Origin of the sequence: Acinetobacter sp. C26M (genome assembly GCF_023702675.1) — a bacterium.
GTDB lineage: Bacteria > Pseudomonadota > Gammaproteobacteria > Pseudomonadales > Moraxellaceae > Acinetobacter.
On sequence record NZ_CP098478.1, the window covers coordinates 240239 to 260100 of the forward strand.

At 40.7% G+C, this 19862-nt stretch carries 21 protein-coding genes and 2 tRNA genes; 11 read left to right on the top strand and 12 right to left on the bottom strand.

The window, feature by feature from the left end:
- Nucleotides 1-49: 49 nt before the first annotated feature.
- The 6 genes from hisA to hisB all read right to left on the bottom strand — a co-directional run bounded on the left by hisA (nt 50) and on the right by hisB (nt 4094).
- Nucleotides 50-781: a 1-(5-phosphoribosyl)-5-[(5-phosphoribosylamino)methylideneamino]imidazole-4-carboxamide isomerase gene (gene hisA / locus NDN11_RS01130; protein ID WP_004803807.1), complete on the bottom strand. Its 732-nt coding sequence runs from the start codon at nt 779-781 to the stop codon at nt 50-52.
- A 66-nt stretch (nt 782-847) separates the two neighbouring features.
- Nucleotides 848-1516: a 3'-5' exonuclease gene (locus tag NDN11_RS01135; protein WP_167248564.1), complete on the bottom strand. Its 669-nt coding sequence runs from the start codon at nt 1514-1516 to the stop codon at nt 848-850.
- Between the two features lie 88 nt (nt 1517-1604).
- Entirely contained in the window at nt 1605-2135 is a 531-nt protein-coding gene (locus NDN11_RS01140) for a DUF805 domain-containing protein (protein ID WP_251110540.1), read from the bottom strand.
- A 177-nt stretch (nt 2136-2312) separates the two neighbouring features.
- A complete protein-coding gene (locus NDN11_RS01145) occupies nt 2313-2807 on the bottom strand; it encodes a DUF805 domain-containing protein (RefSeq protein WP_251110541.1) in 495 nt (164 codons plus the stop codon).
- A gap of 76 nt (nt 2808-2883) precedes the next feature.
- Nucleotides 2884-3501 carry an imidazole glycerol phosphate synthase subunit HisH gene (gene hisH / locus NDN11_RS01150; RefSeq protein ID WP_167248567.1) on the bottom strand — a complete coding sequence of 206 codons (618 nt, stop codon included), beginning with the start codon at nt 3499-3501 and terminating at the stop codon, nt 2884-2886.
- Nucleotides 3501-4094: an imidazoleglycerol-phosphate dehydratase HisB gene (hisB, locus tag NDN11_RS01155; protein WP_005297432.1), complete on the bottom strand. Its 594-nt coding sequence runs from the start codon at nt 4092-4094 to the stop codon at nt 3501-3503. The genes hisH and hisB overlap by 1 nt, the downstream gene beginning before the upstream one ends.
- A gap of 104 nt (nt 4095-4198) precedes the next feature.
- Here hisB and NDN11_RS01160 point away from each other — a divergent pair, with 104 nt between their 5' ends.
- The 6 genes from NDN11_RS01160 (at nt 4199) to NDN11_RS01185 (ending at nt 7218) form a co-directional block, all read left to right on the top strand.
- Entirely contained in the window at nt 4199-4576 is a 378-nt protein-coding gene (locus NDN11_RS01160; RefSeq protein ID WP_005147436.1) for a GNAT family N-acetyltransferase, read from the top strand.
- Nucleotides 4577-4676: 100 nt separating this feature from the next.
- Nucleotides 4677-4752 (top strand) — tRNA-Phe (locus tag NDN11_RS01165).
- Nucleotides 4753-4892: 140 nt separating this feature from the next.
- Nucleotides 4893-4968 (top strand) — tRNA-Phe (locus NDN11_RS01170).
- A gap of 186 nt (nt 4969-5154) precedes the next feature.
- The gene (locus tag NDN11_RS01175) at nt 5155-5607 is read left to right on the top strand and encodes a hypothetical protein (RefSeq protein WP_167248569.1); all 453 of its coding nucleotides are present in this window, start codon (nt 5155-5157) and stop codon (nt 5605-5607) included.
- A 124-nt stretch (nt 5608-5731) separates the two neighbouring features.
- Entirely contained in the window at nt 5732-6400 is a 669-nt protein-coding gene (locus NDN11_RS01180) for a hypothetical protein (protein ID WP_251110542.1), read from the top strand.
- Between the two features lie 80 nt (nt 6401-6480).
- The gene (locus NDN11_RS01185) at nt 6481-7218 is read left to right on the top strand and encodes a class I SAM-dependent methyltransferase (RefSeq protein WP_251110543.1); all 738 of its coding nucleotides are present in this window, start codon (nt 6481-6483) and stop codon (nt 7216-7218) included.
- 56 nt (nt 7219-7274) lie between these two features.
- Here the strand turns inward: NDN11_RS01185 and scpC are convergent, their stop codons facing one another.
- The 3 genes from scpC to ompR all read right to left on the bottom strand — a co-directional run bounded on the left by scpC (nt 7275) and on the right by ompR (nt 11320).
- On the bottom strand, nt 7275-8789 hold the full coding sequence (gene scpC, locus NDN11_RS01190) for a succinyl-CoA:acetate CoA-transferase ScpC (RefSeq protein ID WP_251110544.1): 1515 nt from the start codon (nt 8787-8789) through the stop codon (nt 7275-7277).
- A gap of 294 nt (nt 8790-9083) precedes the next feature.
- Nucleotides 9084-10538 (bottom strand): ATP-binding protein, encoded by a 1455-nt coding sequence (locus tag NDN11_RS01195; RefSeq protein ID WP_251110545.1) that lies wholly within the window; start codon nt 10536-10538, stop codon nt 9084-9086.
- A 17-nt stretch (nt 10539-10555) separates the two neighbouring features.
- Complete coding sequence (gene ompR / locus NDN11_RS01200; RefSeq protein ID WP_004657337.1) at nt 10556-11320, bottom strand: osmolarity response regulator transcription factor OmpR; 765 nt, start codon at nt 11318-11320, stop codon at nt 10556-10558.
- Nucleotides 11321-11638: 318 nt separating this feature from the next.
- Here ompR and NDN11_RS01205 point away from each other — a divergent pair, with 318 nt between their 5' ends.
- On the top strand, nt 11639-13993 hold the full coding sequence (locus NDN11_RS01205; RefSeq protein ID WP_251110546.1) for a Tex family protein: 2355 nt from the start codon (nt 11639-11641) through the stop codon (nt 13991-13993).
- Nucleotides 13994-14081: 88 nt separating this feature from the next.
- On the opposite strand, the gene NDN11_RS01210 is transcribed toward NDN11_RS01205, so the two are convergent.
- Together NDN11_RS01210 and NDN11_RS01215 are read right to left on the bottom strand one after the other, a co-directional pair.
- Nucleotides 14082-14825, bottom strand: a complete 744-nt coding sequence (locus NDN11_RS01210; RefSeq protein ID WP_251110547.1) for a hypothetical protein — start codon at nt 14823-14825, stop codon at nt 14082-14084.
- Complete coding sequence (locus tag NDN11_RS01215) at nt 14826-15749, bottom strand: DUF2167 domain-containing protein (RefSeq protein WP_251110548.1); 924 nt, start codon at nt 15747-15749, stop codon at nt 14826-14828. It lies immediately after the preceding gene.
- A 314-nt stretch (nt 15750-16063) separates the two neighbouring features.
- Here NDN11_RS01215 and NDN11_RS01220 point away from each other — a divergent pair, with 314 nt between their 5' ends.
- The 3 genes from NDN11_RS01220 to NDN11_RS01230 all read left to right on the top strand — a co-directional run bounded on the left by NDN11_RS01220 (nt 16064) and on the right by NDN11_RS01230 (nt 18000).
- Nucleotides 16064-16894 (top strand): AraC family transcriptional regulator, encoded by an 831-nt coding sequence (locus NDN11_RS01220; RefSeq protein WP_251110549.1) that lies wholly within the window; start codon nt 16064-16066, stop codon nt 16892-16894.
- Nucleotides 16895-16972: 78 nt separating this feature from the next.
- Nucleotides 16973-17686: an AzlC family ABC transporter permease gene (locus tag NDN11_RS01225; RefSeq protein WP_167248806.1), complete on the top strand. Its 714-nt coding sequence runs from the start codon at nt 16973-16975 to the stop codon at nt 17684-17686.
- Nucleotides 17683-18000, top strand: coding sequence for an AzlD domain-containing protein (locus tag NDN11_RS01230; protein ID WP_167248578.1), 318 nt, complete (start codon nt 17683-17685; stop codon nt 17998-18000). The genes NDN11_RS01225 and NDN11_RS01230 overlap by 4 nt, the downstream gene beginning before the upstream one ends.
- A 49-nt stretch (nt 18001-18049) precedes the next feature.
- Here NDN11_RS01230 and NDN11_RS01235 read toward each other — a convergent pair whose 3' ends face one another.
- The gene (locus NDN11_RS01235; RefSeq protein ID WP_167248579.1) at nt 18050-18805 is read right to left on the bottom strand and encodes an SDR family oxidoreductase; all 756 of its coding nucleotides are present in this window, start codon (nt 18803-18805) and stop codon (nt 18050-18052) included.
- 107 nt (nt 18806-18912) lie between these two features.
- On the opposite strand from NDN11_RS01235, the gene NDN11_RS01240 reads away from it, so the two are divergent.
- The gene (locus NDN11_RS01240; protein ID WP_251110550.1) at nt 18913-19797 is read left to right on the top strand and encodes a LysR family transcriptional regulator; all 885 of its coding nucleotides are present in this window, start codon (nt 18913-18915) and stop codon (nt 19795-19797) included.
- Nucleotides 19798-19862 lie beyond the last annotated feature (65 nt).

A 19862-nucleotide genomic window follows, 5' to 3' on the forward strand; every position in this document is an offset into this window, starting at 1 on the left:
AAGGGGGTAAAGCTCTAGCTATTCTTGCAATAACTAGAGCCTGAAACGATTAGAGTGATTGTTGGTCTAACAATAACTGCGCTTCACGAAGACTTAACGTCCCTTCATAGATTGCCCGGCCTGTAATCGCACCTAAAATCCCTTTTTTGTCTTTTAGATTGCGTACATCATCTAGATTGGTCACACCACCAGAAGCAATCACAGGCAGACCTGAATAGTTAGCCAAGTTCACAGTTTGTTCAACGTTCACACCTTGCATCATGCCATCACGTGCAATATCGGTATATACGATGCTAGATACACCTGCATCGGCAAAACGTTTAGCAAGGTCAGTCGCTTTTACATCAGTCACATTGGCCCAACCATCGGTTGCCACCATGCCATTGATGGCATCAATACCGACAATAATATGACCCGCGAAGCGTTTACATGCTTCTTCAACAAACTCAGGCTCTTTCACGGCTTTGGTGCCAATAATTACGAAAGAAACGCCAGCTTCCAAATAGTGTTCGATAGTTTCAAGTGAACGGATACCACCACCAATCTGAATTGGAAGTTCAGGTTGTGCACGCGCAATCGCTTCAACCACTGGTTTATGAATTGGCGTACCTGCGAAAGCACCATTTAAATCGACTAAATGTAAACGACGTGCGCCTTCATCCACCCAATGTTGTGCAGTTGCCACAGGGTCTTCAGAGAAAACGGTATCGTCTTCCATACGTCCTTGTTTTAAACGGACACATTTACCATCTTTCAGGTCAATTGCTGGGATGATTAGCATGCTTTCGCTCCTTGCGTCATCATAGGGTTTAAATTGGCTACATATTAGCAAAATATTGATCAATCGCTAAGCCTTGACTGCTAAACCTGCCAGTATTCTTCTGATTTGTTGCAATAATTGTGTTGTGAGTAATTGTTGCTGATACAGTTGCTCAAAGCAGAGCAGTGCTGCATAGGCATCTGCCGCGGCATAATTGATTTGTTGCGGACTGAGATTTTTAACGGACCAGTTTGAGGTGCTGACTTTTTTACTTTTGGCAAAATAACGTTGGAATAGGAGAGCGATTGCCATTTGAGTACCAACTTGGCTGCGATAACCAAAACTTGCAAAACTCTTGGATAGGTCAATCATTGATGCAGGATGGATCTGTTTGCAACGGAAGATATGCGCATCATTCTTTAGTCCAAAACCGACTTTGAGTTGCTGTTCATTTTCAAGGATGGGACGAAGAAAATCCAAAATTTCAGGGCTGACTTGAAATAAATATGCCTTGTTTGGCGTTGCGAGCTGGATCAGGTGAGGCCCTGTCGATTTTTCTCCAACTTTGAAAGTTGGCTTGGATTCAGTATCAAAACCAAAGACCTGAATAGAAGCGAGTTCAGCTTGAATTGTCTTACATTGGTCAAGCGTTTGGATCACCAAGATTCGATCTGTGCTTAGATTCTGAAATGCAGGCAATGTGCGGATTTGTTCTTTGCTTAAAAGGGGAGTGTGTTGAGGCGTATCCATCTGCATTAAAGGCTCAAAGCGTTTGATTGAGCTTAAAGGGTTTTATTGAAATAAAAAAGCCAAGTCGGAACTTGGCTTAGTAAACATGACGTATTTACTCAGCGTAGGGATGCTGTTGCATTTGAATCTGCTGGCTTTTCTGGATGTAGTTTTGATAAGCAGGAATCGCTGTTGCAGCTAAAACTAAAATACTAATTGGGACGAGGATAATATAGATCCACCCTAAAACTTTTTCCCAGCCTTTTGTTATGCGAGGTGAGCCATAATTATTTGAGCTTTCATCCCCTTTTGCACAGCTTAAATAAATAAAAAACAAGAAATTAACCAGTGGTATAAGCATTAACAGTGATAGCCATCCAGTCTGATTTCGATCATGTAGACGACGGATAGAAAAAATAAAACTGTAATAGAGGACAGCGACATAAATAATGATAAAAAGGCCGCCTAAGAGATATACCAGAATATTTGCAGAGGAATTAGTGAAAGCTGGTATAAAGATCGCAGCAATAATACCGAGGATGAACATAGAAAGCCCGAGCAGCATATTCCATCCTAAATAAGAGAGTCTCCCAAAACGCCCATTTGCACTTAAACCTGAATCATTTGCTTGAAAATCAGATGTCATTTTATCTTCCTATATTGATTGAATTTTTTAAGGATAAATTGTTCGGTTTTTATTCAAAGTGTTTGCATAATAAGCAAAATAGCACTGAAAATAAATAGAAAAGAAAAATTAAAAAATGGGAGCACATTCTCTCAGGCTTATTTCTGTGGAGACATTGAGGGAAATAATCGATATAGGTTAAGGGAAAACTGTAAGGCTTTTCGTAAAAACGATAAATATTAAGACAGCGGTAATGAATATTAAGCCCAACCCGATGTAAGCCATTATTCTTTCCCAAGTTGCGGTAGGTTGCACAGGAGCATAGCGATTGGAGTTATGGTCACCTCTAGCAATCAGCAAATACACCAGTATCAAAATATTCAGATAAGGCATGCCCAACAGCAATACGAACCAACCTGAACGATTACAGTCGTGTAGTCGTCGAATAGAAAAAACAATGCTGCTATAGACAACAAAAAGTGCAAGGGTCACGAATAAAAATAATGCTAAAAGGTCTGGTTGTTTATAAGGCTCAGCTAGTCCAATTCCAAACATTTCATAACTTATATAAATGTTAAGTGGAATAGCAATCAGGAAAATGACGGTTTGCCAAGCCAGATAAGATAATCGGCCAAAACGCCCATACGGATTAAATGGATTTAATAAATCTTTAGAAATTGGCGGTAACATCATTATTCTTCGTTTGAATTATTTTCTTATTTGCAATAAAAATCGCCAAGTTACATGGCGATTTTTAAGGTCAGATTAGTTAAATCTTCCATTCCACAAAATTCTTTAACAGCTGTAGACCAGCGGTATGACTTTTTTCAGGATGGAATTGCGTTGCAAACAAATTGTCTTTATGAATCGCCGTGCAGAAATTCACGCCATAATCACAAGTAGCCGCAGTGACTGCTGAATCTTTTGGCTCTACATAATAGCTGTGCACAAAATAGAAACGCGCATCTTGCTCAATGTTATTCCACATTGGATGACTTGGATCAAGTTGATGCACTTGATTCCAACCCATATGCGGTACTTTTAAATTGGGTATTTCAGGAAAGTGTTTTACCACGCCATCGAAAATACCCAATGCAGCTACACCACCATTTTCTTCCGAACTTTGCAGTAGGGCTTGCATGCCGACACAAATCGCCAGCACAGGTTTGTTGAAAGCAGCTTGGCGCACCACTTCATCAATTCCTGCTTCATGCATGCCTTGCATACAGTCACGCATGGCACCGACACCAGGGAAGACGATTTTATCCGCTTTGGCAATCAGTTTTGGATCGTTGGTGACATCAACTGTTGCACCGACATGCTCTAAGGCTTTTGCCGCAGAGTGCAAATTTCCCATGCCATAATCAAGTAAAGCAATACGGGTCATTACAAACTACCTTTGGTCGAAGCGATGGTGTTTTCAGCACGTGGATCAACTTCACATGCCATACGCAATGCACGTGCTAAGGCTTTAAACACACTTTCGATTTGATGGTGGCTATTTTTGCCTTTCAGGTTATCAATATGCAATGTCATCAGTGCATGATTGACAAAACCTTGGAAAAATTCTGAAAATAAATCGACATCAAAGCTTCCAACTCGGGCACGTGTATATGGTATATCCATAAACAAGCCTGGACGACCAGATAGATCAACTACAACACGAGATAGTGCTTCATCCAATGGCGCATAAAAATGCCCATAACGACGTAAGCCCTTTTTATCGCCTAAAGCTTGCGCAAAGGCTTGCCCCAAGGTGATTCCACAGTCTTCGACGGTGTGATGGTCATCAATTTCTAGGTCGCCATCGCAATGAATGTCGATATCAAATAGACCATGACGCTTGATTTGATCAATCATATGGTCTAAAAATGGAACTCCAGTGTTGAGTGTGCCTTGACCAGTACCATCGAGATTGAGACGAACTCGAATTTTTGTTTCGTTGGTATTTCTTACCACTTCACTGATACGTTGCGTCATGGACACGTTCCTCAAAAAACGTCAAAAATGATTGAATTAAAAACCAATAGTTTCGCTGTGACGAAAAAGTGACAGCATCATAGTTTGCTCAGGAGGGTTAATCAATGCCTATTACCGTACATGCTTACAGTTCTCTGGATAATCTAGGAATTCGTACTCAGCTAGAGCGACTTTACGATACCAGCCCAGAGTTTGGCGATGGGCAAGATGCAATGGAACAACTTGAACAAAATCTCCAGCAATATACCACAGTTTACACTGCTGAATTTAACACCAAAATTATAGGTGCAATATGGGCGACAGGACAAGGTGAAAGCCGTGTTTTGGAATATATTGTGGTACATCCAGCCAATCGTGGGCGTGGGGTTGCAGAACGCTTGGTTGAAGAGGTGTGCCGTATGGAGGAAGAGCAAGGAGTTAAACAGTTTGAACCGGGTTGTGGGGCAATCCATCGCTGTTTATCACATATTGGCAAAATCTAAGCCTTAGTTTGCTACTTTGGAGCAAAATTAAGCGTTTAGGATAAAAATCCACAAATTTGCTTGACGGGCTTAGGCAAACATTGTTTAATACGCCCACTTTGGCGTGATAGCTCAGTAGGTAGAGCAACGGATTGAAAATCCGTGTGTCCCCAGTTCGATCCTGGGTCTCGCCACCATAAATTTGTATTTTCAATCCCTGATCCCATCAGGGATTTTTTTTGCCTCAAAAATGATTGCGTGAAAAATGTGCATTCAAATCAAAAGCTCATGATAATTATTGACTATTGGTCTGAGATACGGCTTAATACACCCCATTGGCGTGATAGCTCAGTAGGTAGAGCAACGGATTGAAAATCCGTGTGTCCCCAGTTCGATCCTGGGTCTCGCCACCATATTCAAAAAGCCTCAAACGAAAGTTTGGGGCTTTTTTTTATTGTTTGTTCAAATAATTTGATTCACCTCCGCACTTTAAGCTAAGATTTGTGCGTTTGCACTTAGATGTAAATCATTAAATATAAAGTCAAAAAATAAGACTTTTAAATATATTAAATTATTAATAGAACGATAAGGTTTTTACGATGTTAAATAACATAAAGTTAGGTTTTGCCTCATTATTTTGTATTTTACTTAGTGCTTGCGGAGGTGGAGGAGATGGGAATATCCGTACGGATTCCTCTTATTCTAAAACGATTATTAAAAATGGTGTGACCTATACCTGTAAATCAGAGTCAGCTGCAAATGCATGCGAAAATAATAATAACTGCTCTGCGTGTGAATCATCGAATACCCCAACAACTGTAATTACGGCTCAGTGCGCACTCGGTAGCAATAATGTTGTAAAAGTAACGGCAGATGGCTGTATTGCGAAGGTCGGTGTCAATATTTTTACCAATGTGTGTCAAGGAACAACAACACTGAGAATGCTAACAGGAACTGGTTTTACTCAACAAAAAGTGTTGAGTGAAGGTGGGGCATTTACAACCAAGAATGGTAGTTTAGAGATTAATGGGACTTTGCTCAGCTGTAATTAAATCCTTAAGCCTATGGGCTAGATAAGATTAAAGGTGGCTTTGTCACCTTTATTTTTTGGAAGAAGATATTGTGGAAAAGTGGCTTTATTTACTTTTTTTAATGCTTGGGTTTGGATTAGGGTATTTGACTGCTGATTATAAGCAGGCGGTGTCACCCTCTATTGCACCAGAAATAACAAAAACAGCAAAACCTGATGCAACCGCAATAAATCATCCACAAGATGTGGTGATTTTGACGTCGCAAGGACTTACTGCAAGAAATGAGCATTTAAATACTCTCTCTGAGCAGCAACATCAGCAGATTGCTAAAATCATTGAAATGGCATCCGAGCAACAGGTGGGTGATTATTTGAAAAAGGCTTTTCCTAGACAAGATTTTTCAATGATTCAGAATAAGAAAGTATTTGCTCAACGTGCTTTAGAGGAGTTGAGCTCAAAAAATGATGAGCAAGCATTATCTGGCAGACTAGTACTCGCCTTAACACCAGTAATGCCACAGCTTTCAGAAGATCTTCGTCAAGTACATCAGTTTCAAGAGGTCTTTGCTCATTTTGATACGATGGGGCAATCGCCTGCAGATGAGCAAATCTTTATTCGTTGGCTAAATCGAGATACAGGGGAAGTGTTGTTGTTTACACCGCGTCGAGTCACTCAAAATGTTACTCGAAACTGGGTCAGTACGACACCACCGAATGGATGGCAAGTGGGAACATATGATGTCAAAGTCTATCAGATGAGTGATCAGCTTAAACCGATTGCACAAGCCAGCTATCGCATCGTACAAGTTCTATAAGATCGAACTTTTACTGAACAATTTTCAATTGGAAATTTTGTTATGTTGAAGAGAGATCAAAATTTTAAGAATAGACGACGATGAAAGACTTATTTTCTGAGCAAAGTGAACTTTATCAACAGGCACGGCCAACTTATCCACAAACGTTAGTAAATTGCTTAATAAAGCAGCTCAATGGCTTTGAGCGTGCATGGGATTGTGGAGCAGGTTCAGGGCAGTTGACCCAGCTGATAGCTCCTTATTTTCGAACTGTAATTGCCACAGACCTCAGTCAAAATCAACTAGATCAGGCCCCAGCACTCCTTAATGTGCAGTATTTACAACAAGCCGCAGAGCAGACTTCATTTGCCGATCGGTCTTTTGATTTAATTACCGTTGCACAAGCGATCCACTGGTTTGATTTTGAAAAATTCTATGCAGAAGTTAAGCGAACCCTGAGAGTGGACGGTCTTTTTGCAGTGATTGGTTATGGTTTAATTCGGTTAGATGATACAGATTTAAATCAGCGAATCGATCAGCTCTATCATCATACTTTAAAGGGATTTTGGGATGTAGAGCGACGTTATATTGATGAGCAATATCAAACGATCCCATTTCCTTTTGAGGAGATCACCATGCCGCAGTTGCAGATCGTGTTACGCTGGACAGGGGCACAATTGTGGGATTATTTAAACACTTGGTCTGCAGTAAAGCATTATCAGAATCAGTTGCATGTCAGCCCTTTGGAGAGCTTACAAGATATTTTACAGATGCAGCAGCCGATTGGGATTAGCTTTCCAATTTTGCTGAGAGTCGGGCGCTTAGCTGCATCAAAGTAGGAAAATAAAAAAAGCATGTCGGAACATGCTTTTTTTATTGAGATGAGAGCTGAGCGTTAAGCAGACTTCGCCACAGCTACAGGCGCTAACATATGACCTGTTTCTTCAAAATTGGCATGCCAAGACAAGGCTTCACGAAGAATATGCGGGGTGTGGCCGCCACGTTCGCAAGCGCGATCAAAGTAATCATTGAGTGCGCCTTGATAAAGTGGATGCACGCAGTTGTCAATAATCACGCGTGCACGCTCACGTGGCGCTAAGCCACGAAGATCAGCTAAACCAACTTCTGTTACCAAGATATCAACGTCATGTTCATTGTGATCGACATGGCTGACCATTGGTACGATTGATGAGATATCACCACCTTTGGCAATCGATTTGGTCACGAAAATCGCAAGGTGTGCGTTACGGGCAAAGTCACCTGAACCACCGATACCATTCATCATTTTGGTGCCGCAAACGTGAGTTGAGTTCACGTTACCGTAAATATCAAACTCAAGTGCTGTATTAATACCGATAATCCCTAAACGACGTACGAGTTCAGGATGGTTTGAAATTTCTTGAGGGCGAAGTACTAATTTGTCTTTGTAGTGTTCAAGATTACCGAAAACGCGCTCGCCACATTGTGCTGATAGGGTGATTGAGCTACCAGAAGCAAACTTCATTTTGCCTGCATCAATCAGTTCAAACGTACAGTCTTGAAGAACTTCTGAATACATGACCAAGTCTTCGAAATTCGAATCTTTAAGTCCTGTTAAAACAGCATTGGCAATTGAACCAATACCTGCCTGTAATGGGCCTAAGTTTTTCGCTAAACGACCTTCTGCGACTTCGTTTTCAAAGAATTTAATCAGGTGGTTCGCAATGCCTTGAGTTTCAGCATCAGGTGGAGTCACAGTTGATGGTGAATCTGCTGTGTCATTGAATACGATACCCACGATTTTCGCTGGATCGATTGGAATCGCTGTTGAACCAATACGGTCATCCACTTGTGTTAAAGGCAATGGCGTACGGGTAGGGCGATAGGTCGGGATATAAATATCGTGTAGGCCTTCGAAATTTTCGCTGAGCGAAGTATTGATTTCGACAATTACTTTTTCTGCAAAAATAGCAAAGCTGGCTGAATTCCCGACAGAGGTAGTTGGAACGATATGACCATCTTCGGTAATGGCAACTGCTTCGATCACCGCAACATCAGGACGTTTCAGTTGCTGGTTACGCATCTGTTCAACGGTTTCAGACAAATGTTGATCGATGAACATCACTTCGCCGTTATTAATAGCACGACGTAAGGTGTTGTCGACTTGGAATGGCATGCGACGTGCAAGGACCCCTGCTTCCGTCAATTGTTTGTCTAAGTCATTGCCGAGACTCGCGCCTGTAATTAATGTGATTTTTAACGGATTTTTTTTGGCTTGTTCAACCAATGCTTGTGGTACTGCTTTCGCTTCACCAGCACGGGTAAAACCGCTCATACCAACCGTCATATCATTTTTAATAAACTGAGCTGCCTGCTCTGCACTCATCACTTTGTCATGCAGTGCTGCAAGACGAATACGACTTAAAGACATCATCCATTCTCAATATTGCTTTTCATTGGATAAGGATTCTATCGCTAAAACATGAAAAGTGGATTGAAATAAGGCTAAGGTCTAATACAGGTGAGTATGCTTTATTCACTTGCCATGCAATAGGCTATTTTCTGTGTGATATTTGCTTGAATTCGTGCAGAAAAACCAATTGAGTCCTGGATTGTTGTTCATGCTTGGAGGCTATTCAACCAATAAAAGTCTTCAATCTGATGGTATTTTGATTGAAGACTTTAGTCGAAGAAATAGGGAGTATTGGTTGCTTAAGCGCGGTTTTTAAAAATGCCCCGTTAAGGTTTGTTTAATTTTATCGATGGTATTATTTTGCGGCTCTTCGTCTGGTACTGAGTTAATCGGAAGAGAAATCACTACTTCCAGACCGCCTTGTTCACGATTACGAATGTTGATCTGTCCTTGATGAATATCGACAATACGTTTCACGATCGCTAAGCCCAAACCACTACCTTGAATTGTTCGTGCGGAATTACCGCGAACAAAAGGCTGCATTAATTCTTCCACTTGATCTGGTGGAATACCTTCACCATGATCGGCAACTGTAATTAAAATGTGATCATCAACATGGCTGGCAGAGAGTTCAATCGGCTCTGCACCATAACGTTTAGCATTATTCACCAAATTGGCAATCAGTCGCTTTAATGACAGGCTACGGGCAGGAATAATTGGTAGTTCCTGTGCCTGAAAACGAATATCCAGTGGTTTGAATTGCACCACCACTTCTTGCAATAAAGTATTGAGGTTGGTGTTTGTTAACTCTTCATCCGAGCCATCACGCATATAGGAAATGAATTGATTTAGAATCGCATCCATATCATCTACATCATAAATCAAGCCTTCACGGAAAAACTCGTCAGGCAGCATTTCTGCGGTGAGGCGAATACGTGTCAGTGGTGTACGTAAATCATGGGAAATACCCGCCAACATAATTTGGCGATCACGTTCCGTCTGCTCAAGGGTGTATACCATATGGTTAAAGGCTTGGTTCACCTGACGGATTTCGAGTGGACCATGATTGGTATCGAGATAGGGTGCTTTGCCTGTCTTACTATAATTATTGGCAGCATTTTGTAATCGACGTAGCGGTCGATTCATTTGTCGTACCAAAATCAAAATAATAATCGATGACAGGATTGGAACCCCAAACAACCACGTAGCAATCAGCTCGACACTGTAGTTGGTATAGGTTTTGAGTGGCTCTCTAACCCAGTTCCCGTTCATTTCTGGGGTTTGGATCCAGATGCGGGGGATCGGTTTAAATTTAAAATAAACTGTAACGTTTTCTACACCGAGCTCTTTCGCTAGTTTAGATTCGATTTGATTGGTAAACAGTTCTGCCAAGAATTTGTCTTCGACTTTGGGAAACTCTCTCGGATCAGTCACATACTCAATGCCAATACGGTTTTTTAGCCATGTATCGACATCTACTTCGATATCGCGATGTAGAATTCGAATATCTGGATTATTGACGAGCTCCAATTCAATCGCGAGATAACGGGCATGTTGTTGTAGTTCGGGAAGATAGAGTGTTCGCCAAAAGAACCACAAGGACATAAACAGGCTGAAAAAGACCATGAACAAAACCAAGATGGTGGTGCGCATGGCCGCGGAACGGGGTTTAATTTTATCTAAAAACCGTTCCCATTGGGTGCGTGGCCTTTCGGAATAAGCCGCGAACTCAGTAAATTCTTGTGGATCAATTGGTTCAAGTTTCAACGTTTTATTTCCTAAGCTTATTCAGCGCCATCTGGAACAAAAACGTAGCCTACACCCCATACAGTTTGGATATAACGTGCACGAGCAGGGTTATCTTCAATTAAACGACGTAGACGAGAGACTTGGACATCAATCGAACGCTCCATTGCACCCCATTCACGACCACGTGCCAAATTCATCAGCTTGTCACGAGTAAGTGGTTCACGTGGATGTTGAACCAATGCTTTTAGAACTGCAAACTCGCCCGTTGTGAGCGTTACGACTTGACCTTCACGAGTTAAGGTACGAGTCGATAGATCCAAAGACCATGGGCCAAAGCTGACCACTTCAACTTGTTGACTTGGTGCACCAGGAACTTCACGTACTTGACGACGTAATACTGCGCGGATACGTGCCAGTAATTCATTCGGGTTAAATGGTTTTGGTAAATAATCATCTGCGCCTGCCTCAAGACCCGCAATACGGTCAGAGTCACTACCACGTGCAGTCAGCATAATAATAGGGGTATCAATATTTGACTGGCGTAAGCGACGGCAAATACTCAAGCCATCTTCCACGGGAAGCATAAAATCAAGCACGATAAGAGAGAATAGTTCACGTTGTAGTAAACGATCCATTTGTGTTGCGTCATGAGCCGTTTTTACCACAAAACCTTTGTCTTCGAGGAAGCGTTGTAAAAGCGTACGCAAGCGCACATCGTCATCGACCACTAAAATGCGTTCGACCCGATCTGTCTCATGGTGTACAGTTTCCGTCGATTCAGCAGGTACAACTAAACTCATGATGTGCTCCTTTATCGTTTATTGTCATCGTCTTTATACAATGCAAAGAAGTATACGATTCATTGCACAGTTTTGGCTATGTTATAAAGCAACAAATATTGCCAATAAAATCAAGAGATAGATACCAAATATATACAGGCAAAATTATGACAATCAATCTATTTTTCAATATTTAGGCGAAAAAATCTTGGTATTTTATAAACATTCTATGATTTGCATAATCTACTGGCACAATATTCAAAAAAACAATGGTGGATTTTATAGCCATGGACTTTATAATCAGTGCTTTTAGACTTAACCCTTGTGGAATCAATCACGATGACTGACTTAGTTCAGCAGTTGGCAAATGAACTTGCCGTACGTCCAAACCAAGTAGAAGCTGCTATTCGTTTAATTGATGAAGGTGCTAGCGTTCCTTTTATTGCACGTTACCGTAAAGAAGTCACGCAAGGCTTAGACGATACGCAATTACGTCAACTCGATACACGTTTAACTTACTTACGTGATTTATTTGAGCGTCGTGAGAAGGTGATCCAATCTTTACAAGAACAAGATAAATTAAGCGATGATTTATTAGCGCGCGTCAATGCAGCAGAAACTAAGAATGCATTAGAAGAAATTTACGCACCGTATCGTCCAAAACGGACCAGTAAATCATTTAAAGCAAAAGAAGCAGGCCTTGGCGCTATTGCTGAAAAAATTATTGCAGAACAGGTTGATCCAACTGAAGCATTGGCTGGTTTTAGTCATGAAGACTACCCAGATGTAGAAAGCCAGCTTGATGCTATTCAGCACATCTTGATTGATGACTGGGCACAAAATATTGCATTAACCACTGAATTAAAACAAACTTTTGCTAAAACTGCAGTGTTAAAAAGTGCGGTTGCTTCTGAAGAGAAGAAAGAAGTTGGTAAAAAATTCCGTGATTATTTCGAGTTTTCTGAAAACTTTAATAAAGTTCCTTCACATCGTTTATTGGCGATGCTACGTGGTCGTCAAGAAAATGTATTGGGTTTGAAAGTTGATGGTGAAGATGATGCGCCATTGGCTCGTATTGAGACTGAATACAATCTTGAACAAGTTCAGCCGCAAACGCGTCAAGATTATTTAAAGCAAACGGCTAAACTGTTTTGGTTGGGCAAGATTCGTCCACAAATCGAACATTCATTATTAACCGATAAACGTTTGGCTGCTGAAGCTGAAGCAATGGATGTATTTGCTGAAAACCTGCGTCATTTATTACTTTCTGCACCTGCTGGTGGTCGTACGACTTTGGGTGTTGACCCTGGTATCCGTACAGGTGTGAAGCTTGCAGTGGTCAGTAATGCAGGTGATGTACTTGCGCATAGCACCATTTATCCATTTGCACCGAAAGAAGATAAAGAGGGTTCTATTACGGAACTTGCTCGTTTATGTCGAGAGTTCCACGTGGAACTTATTGCGATTGGTAATGGTACTGCAAGCCGTGAAACGGAAGCAGTTGTTGCGGAAATGATGGCTGCCAATACTGATCTGCAACTGACACGTATCACTGTAAGTGAAGCGGGCGCTTCTGTTTACTCTGCAAGTGAATTGGCTTCACAAGAGTTACCTGAGCTAGATGTTTCAATTCGTGGTGCGGTTTCAATTGCACGCCGTTTACAAGATCCGTTGGCTGAGTTGGTAAAAATTGACCCTAAATCGATTGGTGTAGGTCAATATCAACATGATGTGAATCAAACTGGTTTGGCAAAAACATTAGATGCCGTGGTTGAAGACTGTGTGAATGCTGTGGGTGTGGATGTGAATACCGCTTCTCCAGCGATTCTGGCTTATATTGCTGGTCTAAATAAAGCAATTGCACAACAAATCGTTGAATACCGTAAAGAAAATGGTCGTTTTGATAACCGTCAAGCTTTGAAAAAAGTGCCACGTTTGGGCGAACGTACCTTTGAACAATCTGCTGGTTTCTTACGTGTTCAAGATGGTTCAGAGCCATTGGATGCGTCGGCAGTTCACCCTGAAAGTTATGGGTTGGTGGAAAGAATTGTTGCTGCAAAAGCAACCACGGTAAAAGACATTATCGGCAATACCGAAATTATTCGCCAAGTCAAAGCGGATGAGTTTGTAGATGACAAATTTGGTCTACCAACCATTCAAGACGTTTTGGCGGAATTGGAAAAACCAGGTCGTGATCCACGTCCTGAGTTCCGTACTGCAAAATTCCGTGAAGATATTACTGAAGTTGCGCAATTGACTGAAGGTATGCAACTTGAAGGCGTTGTCACTAACGTAACCAATTTTGGTGCCTTCGTGGATGTTGGTGTACACCAAGATGGTTTAGTGCATATTTCTGAACTTGCCAATGAATTTGTTTCTGATCCACATAAAGTGGTGAAACCAGGTCAAATTGTGCAAGTACGTGTGATGCAAGTGGACGTGGAACGTAATCGCGTGAACTTGAGTATGCGCGCTGAAGGTTCTGCACCAGCGAAAGCCCCACGTCAGCAACGTCCACAACAAGATCGTACTGAACGTTCAGATCGTAAACCACAAGGCCAACGTCCACCGCGTAAAGAGGGCGACTTTAAGCGTCCGCAAAATAACAAGCCAAAAACTGAAAAACCACAAGAGCAAAAAATTGGTGGTTTAGGTGCTTTGTTATTGCAAGCTGGAATTAAAGGCTCTAAGTAATTGATCCAATAAATAAAAGCCTCTTCGGAGGCTTTTATTTTGAGCGTATTATTTTGTTATATAAAAAACGATCCTTTTTGATAGCTTTTTATTTGTTCTCTATTTCGTATTTTATGGACTGAAGTTGTTGTTCTCGTAATTCAAGTTGAATAACACGCTTTTCACTAGATGCTGTTTTTAATGTTTGAATATCGAGAAGAATTTCATCAAGTAGCTGTTGATAATGTTTCTGATCAAGTATTTGAGAGGCGAATAGAATCCCTTCGGTTTTGATTTGATAGTTTAGACTAATTTTTCTTAATAGATTTACCGCAAAAGGAGGGCATAACAGCACATCTAATAAAAGTTGGATCGTTTTGAGCCAAGACAACTGTAAGATTTTTCTTTTTATCATTACAAAAAAAATTGAAAATAGATTTAAGCCATAGATCATCATAAGCGTAATCGAAATTGCTAAATAACCTGCTTTATATATCAGTAAAAGTGGCAGAATTCCGAGAGTAAGTAAGAAAATTATAAGATTAATAATCTGTAGCGGTTTCAAGGTTAAACTAATTTTTCTGATATGTTCAATCTCGTTTTGATCAATTGCTGAATGAATATTTTTGAACCTCCATGCACATTTATAGAGAAGTTGGTGTGGCAAAAGCAAGTTCGGAATAACTAAATATTGACGAGAGAAATTGAATTTTCGTGAAATTAATTGAGATTTAAAAGAAGCATTTAAACCTTTTTGAATGTTGAACTCATTATAAAAATAGAGATGAGTCGAGTCATAAATATAGAACCCGACTATTCCTATTACAATCAGTATTTCTAAAGGCAAATGCATTTATGATTTGTTTTTATTAAATAGAGAGCGTAACCATCCAGCTACTGCAATTGCACCCACTGCAATAAATTTCCATGCAGCTGCAAAGAAGGCCACAATAGCAGCCCAAAAGCCTTTTTTTGTTGCTACAACTGCAGCACCACCTGCAATCAATGCGGCTAGACCGTATTCAGCGACTTTATCACCTTCACGATATTCTGCGTATTTTTCGCCAAAGTTGTAGTCAAAGCCCTTTAAACTAGTTTTAAAGGCATTAATGTTCTGAGTTAAATTTTCTTCATCAGAAACCAAGGTTGCACTTGTCACACCCGTGCGACCTAGGATACGAATGGTGTAATTAATCGCTTCGTTATTATCTTGATCACGAATTTTGAGTGCCCATTCTAAACGTTTGGTTTGATTGTCATAATGCGGTGGTACGGCCCAGCCAACGGTATACAGTTTGGGATAGCCTAAACGCGCGCGTTCTTCATTAGAAGGTTCATCAGACTCCTTGAGTTGTTTTAATAAGGCATCGGCATCGATTTTCTCATCATCCTTAACATAACCTGATGGATCAAAATCAAATGTGGCCCACCATGAATCATCAGGTGCAACTAAAATGTTTGTACTACCTGTGGTTAAATTACCCGTTAACTCAAGAAATTGATCTGCATTCTTTGGATCTAGAAAACCTTCATCTTTGAGTGTATTTAAAGTTGCAACATTGGCAACGTTTTCTTTTTTCGGTCCTAAGTGCCAATCTAATTTGGCCATTGGATTTTCTGCAGTATTTTGAGTTGTGGCGTTATTTACTGCAGTTTCTTCTGTAGATGCCGATGCGTGTACATAACTTGGAATTGTTGTTGTCCCTAATACTGAAAGACTCAAGGCGATGGCATAACTTAAAGGGATTAGTTTTTTAGGGTGTAGGGGATTTAACATATGCTTCTCTCAATTTTTTAGCTTTTGGTTTTATTACAATTTATTGCATAAATTATGTGCGGATTTTAAGATATTTTAAGTAAGAATTAAATCTATTTAATAGATTCTCTTTTTTAAGTTTTATTGAATTTGAATTATATAAAATAGATTTCTTTTTTAATTCATCGAATTGAATTAGAAAATAGAGATTTATCAATCAGTTTTGTTTCTCTACTTAGATCTATCTTTATTTTGAACAAACAGCAATTTTGTTCTATAAATCTATCTAAATCGCGTTAACCTGACACAATGCAAACAATTCAAAGGAGGTCTTGATGTCGCGAAGACCTCGTGAACAAGTCGATTACTTACATCTAGAAGAACTAGGTGGTCTGGAAATGCTGAAAGCAAGTTACTATCAGCAGGAATTCTCACGACATGTTCATGAAGGATTTTGTATTGGTGTAATTGAGGAAGGAGCACAGCGGTTCTATCGTACAGGTGGTAATCATGTTGCACCACAGGGCGATATTATTCTGGTCAATGCCGATGAAGTGCACACGGGTTCTTCGGCAGTAGAGACAGGATGGCGTTATCGAGCCATCTATCCAACGCCTGAAGTGTTTTATGAACTGACACGAGACCTCACAACCATACATGGCACAGCACCGTGGTTTAGAGAAGCGGTACTGCATGATGAAGGCCTAGCCCAACAATTTCGTCTCTTATTCGATTTATTAGAGCAGCCCAATAATACTTTACTGAAACAAACTCTATTTTTATCAACAATTGCTTGGCTCGTGTCCAAATACAGTCAAGTCAGGCCACAGGCAACGGATTTAAGCAGTGCCAAACAGCGAATCCTCAATATCAAAGATTTTATGGCAAGTATGCCCGAGCAAGAGTTTTCCTTAGCAGAACTTGCTGACATGGCCAATCTCAGCCAATGGCATTTCTTACGTCAATTTAAAAAGCATGTCGGTTTGTCACCACATGCTTGGTTGGTACAGGCTCGGTTGCAAAAATCACAAAAATTGTTAAGGCAAGGGCTAAATTTATCTGAGGTTTCACATCAGTGTGGTTTTTCGGATCAGAGTCATTTTAGTCGTCATTTTCGCCAAACTTTTGGGATTACGCCGGGCGGCTATATCGCCTATCTAAAATAAAAACAGCAATTTTATACAATTCTCTCTTATCAAATTTTGGCATAGTCATAAGGTCTTTTATGAGCAATTGTGATTTTGATGTTAAGTGACAGCATAACCGATGATAGGCCAATAACGATATCTCGGGCATTTCTAAATGGGGTGATTAAAATACTGCCGCTGTGTTTTGCAGTATTGCCTTGGGGGCTATTGGCAGGCTCTATGGCGATTCAGGCAGGGCTGAGTACTGGACAAGCAATCGGAATGTCGGCTTTGGTCTTTGCAGGTGCAGCGCAGTTGATGACCTTAGGTTTAGTAATGGCTGGAACGCCTGCATTTACCATCATCATTTCAGTATTTCTGATTACCACACAGCATTATCTATATGCACTGTATCTGCGTGAAGACATTTCTAAACAACCTTTAAAACATCGCTTGCTATTGGGCTTTTTGCTGACTGATGAATTATTTGCGGTGAGTATTAAAAAGCAACAACACTATATTTATTATTTATTGGGTGCAGGAAGCTGTTTTTATCTGTGCTGGGTCTTATTTAGTATTTGTGGGGTGCTGCTTGCTGCATCAGTGCCGAATCTTGATCAATATCACTTGGACTTTTCGATTGTTGCGACTTTTATCGCCATTGTGATTCCGTTTATTAAAAACATAAATACTTTGGTCGGGGTAATAGTGTCCGTATTGTTAACATTGGTTTTTCTGAGTCTAGGCATTAAAAGTGCAGCCATCTTGGCAGGTGTAATTGGCATGTTGACCGCGACTTGTTTACAGAATCTACGGGAGCGTGCCGCATGAGTTGGTTTCTTTTGGTCATTCTAGCTTTGGTGGTGTTTATGAATCGCTATATTTTGCTAGAACCCAATATTCCGTTGCGATTACCGAAATGGTTTCAACAATCTTTACAGTATTCCGCACCGTGTTTATTGACTGCGATCGCAACGCCGATTGTGTTTATGGATGAACATGGCGCATTTCGTTCGACTTTATTAAATCCGTATTTTTTGGCCACGATTTTAACCGTCATCATTGCGTATAAGGTGAAACATACCTTGTTGACCATTATCCTGAGTTTGACCTGTTTCTATGCCTTGGTGTTTTTCTTGCCTTAGCATGTTTGGGCATTGTGGTGTAATGCCCAAACCTTTGTCAGTATCCGACTTAACGGGTGGTATAACCACCATTGGCAAAAATAGTTTGTCCAGTAATCCACCAACCATCGGTAACCAAGAAGCGAACTAAAGGTTCAATATCTTCGATCTTGGTTAAGCCACCTAAAGCAGATGCTGATTTATGATAGGCCACGGCTTCGGGTGCTTCTTGACCATAGAAAAAGGGAGTATCCATTGGGCCTGGTGCGACCGCAGTAACTGAGATGCCACGTTCACCAAACTCTTTGGACGCTGCACGAGTATAATGCTCGACGGGTGCTTTTAAGCCTTCATAAGTTGAATAAAGTCCCGTATACGCTGCAAGTAAACTGGTTACGATGGTGCAGATTTTCCCATTGTCATTCAGATGACGACCTGCCGATTGAATAAAGAAATAGGCAATTTTATTGTTGATGTCATTCATGCCATCAAACTCTTGTTCGGTCGTATCTAAATACGGTTTCTTCAGCACACGACCTACCGTATTAATCGCAATATCCACGCCACCAAATGTTTCTTTGGCTGTGATAAACAGCTGTTCAATAGTTTGAATATCGGATAAATCAGCTTGTACCAAAACGGCTTTTGCACCGAGTGCCTGTACCTCTTTTAAGGTTTGTTCGGCATCGGCTTGAGTGGCAGCACTATTGTAATGAATCAATAAATTTGCGCCTTGTTCAGCGAACTTGCGTGAAATCAAACCGCCTAAGTTTTTTGCACCGCCTGTGATTAGTACGGTTTTTCCATTTAAATGATGCTGTGACATATGTTTGCCCTGATGTTGTTTTGCATAAAAAATATGCTAGTTGAATTTATTTGTTTGAAATAGTTGTTAGTATTGAACTGATTGTGCGAAAAAGTTGAACAATAAAAATGGATAAGATTGATCGTTTAAAAATCTTTTGCTTAGTGGCAGAAAAGCAGTCCTTTGCACAAGCCGCGCTGCAATTGGGACTACCACGTTCTAATGTCACTTATGCGATCCAAACGCTTGAAAAGGAATATGAGGTACTGTTGTTCTATCGCACCACACGTAAAGTGGCATTAACCCATGAGGGTGGTTTGTTTTACGATGAAGCCATGCGTTTGGTGGCACAGTTAAAAGAGCTGAATCGTTTTAAAACCCATGTGCGTAGTCAAGAAGGTAAGATCAGTATTGGTATGCCGAAACGCTTAGCCACACAAGTTCTGATTCCTCATTTATCTGCGTTTTATCAACGTTACCCAAAAGTAAAAGTGTTGGTGAATGGCAGTGATGATTTTTCTAATTTAATCGAGCAACAGCTGGATTGTGTGGTACGCGTCGGGCAGGTGAAGGATGAGTATTTACTGATCAGACCGATTACCCAAACCCAAATCTGGACTCTTGCATCCCCGCAATATTTGGCAGAGTTTGGTGAACCTCAACGCTTTGAGGAACTACAACAGCACTTCGCTGTGGATTACCATATCGCTAAACATTATCGAGAGTGGAGTGAGCTTTTATTCCAAGCACATCGGGTCAAAATGCCTTACCGCTTATTGGTTGAGAATACTGAAGCTTATATCCAAGCAGGTTTAGCAGGTATTGGGATTATTCAAATTCCTGAATTTGATGCAGCACCTTATGTAAAGCAAGGACAGTTACAGTGTTTATTTACTGATACTCCAAGCTTACAGTTACCCATCAGTCTGTTGCTAACCGACCGCCAATATCGTCCTAAATATTTTCAGGACTTTATTGACTGGTTAGATGAATTGTTAAAAGCCAAACTGTAATCCGAAAGCGAATGCTTGATTTAGGTGGGTAACGCATGCAGGTAATAAAAAAAGCATACCTGAGT

Coding starts and splice junctions, on each gene's coding strand:
- hisA (WP_004803807.1), bottom strand. CDS start 781: ATGCTAATCATCCCAGCAATTGACCTGAAAGATGGTAAATGTGTCCGT.
- NDN11_RS01135 (WP_167248564.1), bottom strand. CDS start 1,516: ATGCAGATGGATACGCCTCAACACACTCCCCTTTTAAGCAAAGAACAA.
- NDN11_RS01140 (WP_251110540.1), bottom strand. CDS start 2,135: ATGACATCTGATTTTCAAGCAAATGATTCAGGTTTAAGTGCAAATGGG.
- NDN11_RS01145 (WP_251110541.1), bottom strand. CDS start 2,807: ATGATGTTACCGCCAATTTCTAAAGATTTATTAAATCCATTTAATCCG.
- hisH (WP_167248567.1), bottom strand. CDS start 3,501: ATGACCCGTATTGCTTTACTTGATTATGGCATGGGAAATTTGCACTCT.
- hisB (WP_005297432.1), bottom strand. CDS start 4,094: ATGACGCAACGTATCAGTGAAGTGGTAAGAAATACCAACGAAACAAAA.
- NDN11_RS01160 (WP_005147436.1), top strand. CDS start 4,199: ATGCCTATTACCGTACATGCTTACAGTTCTCTGGATAATCTAGGAATT.
- NDN11_RS01175 (WP_167248569.1), top strand. CDS start 5,155: ATGTTAAATAACATAAAGTTAGGTTTTGCCTCATTATTTTGTATTTTA.
- NDN11_RS01185 (WP_251110543.1), top strand. CDS start 6,481: ATGAAAGACTTATTTTCTGAGCAAAGTGAACTTTATCAACAGGCACGG.
- scpC (WP_251110544.1), bottom strand. CDS start 8,789: ATGTCTTTAAGTCGTATTCGTCTTGCAGCACTGCATGACAAAGTGATG.
- ompR (WP_004657337.1), bottom strand. CDS start 11,320: ATGAGTTTAGTTGTACCTGCTGAATCGACGGAAACTGTACACCATGAG.
- NDN11_RS01205 (WP_251110546.1), top strand. CDS start 11,639: ATGACTGACTTAGTTCAGCAGTTGGCAAATGAACTTGCCGTACGTCCA.
- NDN11_RS01210 (WP_251110547.1), bottom strand. CDS start 14,825: ATGCATTTGCCTTTAGAAATACTGATTGTAATAGGAATAGTCGGGTTC.
- NDN11_RS01215 (WP_251110548.1), bottom strand. CDS start 15,749: ATGTTAAATCCCCTACACCCTAAAAAACTAATCCCTTTAAGTTATGCC.
- NDN11_RS01220 (WP_251110549.1), top strand. CDS start 16,064: ATGTCGCGAAGACCTCGTGAACAAGTCGATTACTTACATCTAGAAGAA.
- NDN11_RS01225 (WP_167248806.1), top strand. CDS start 16,973: ATGTTAAGTGACAGCATAACCGATGATAGGCCAATAACGATATCTCGG.
- NDN11_RS01230 (WP_167248578.1), top strand. CDS start 17,683: ATGAGTTGGTTTCTTTTGGTCATTCTAGCTTTGGTGGTGTTTATGAAT.
- NDN11_RS01235 (WP_167248579.1), bottom strand. CDS start 18,805: ATGTCACAGCATCATTTAAATGGAAAAACCGTACTAATCACAGGCGGT.
- NDN11_RS01240 (WP_251110550.1), top strand. CDS start 18,913: ATGGATAAGATTGATCGTTTAAAAATCTTTTGCTTAGTGGCAGAAAAG.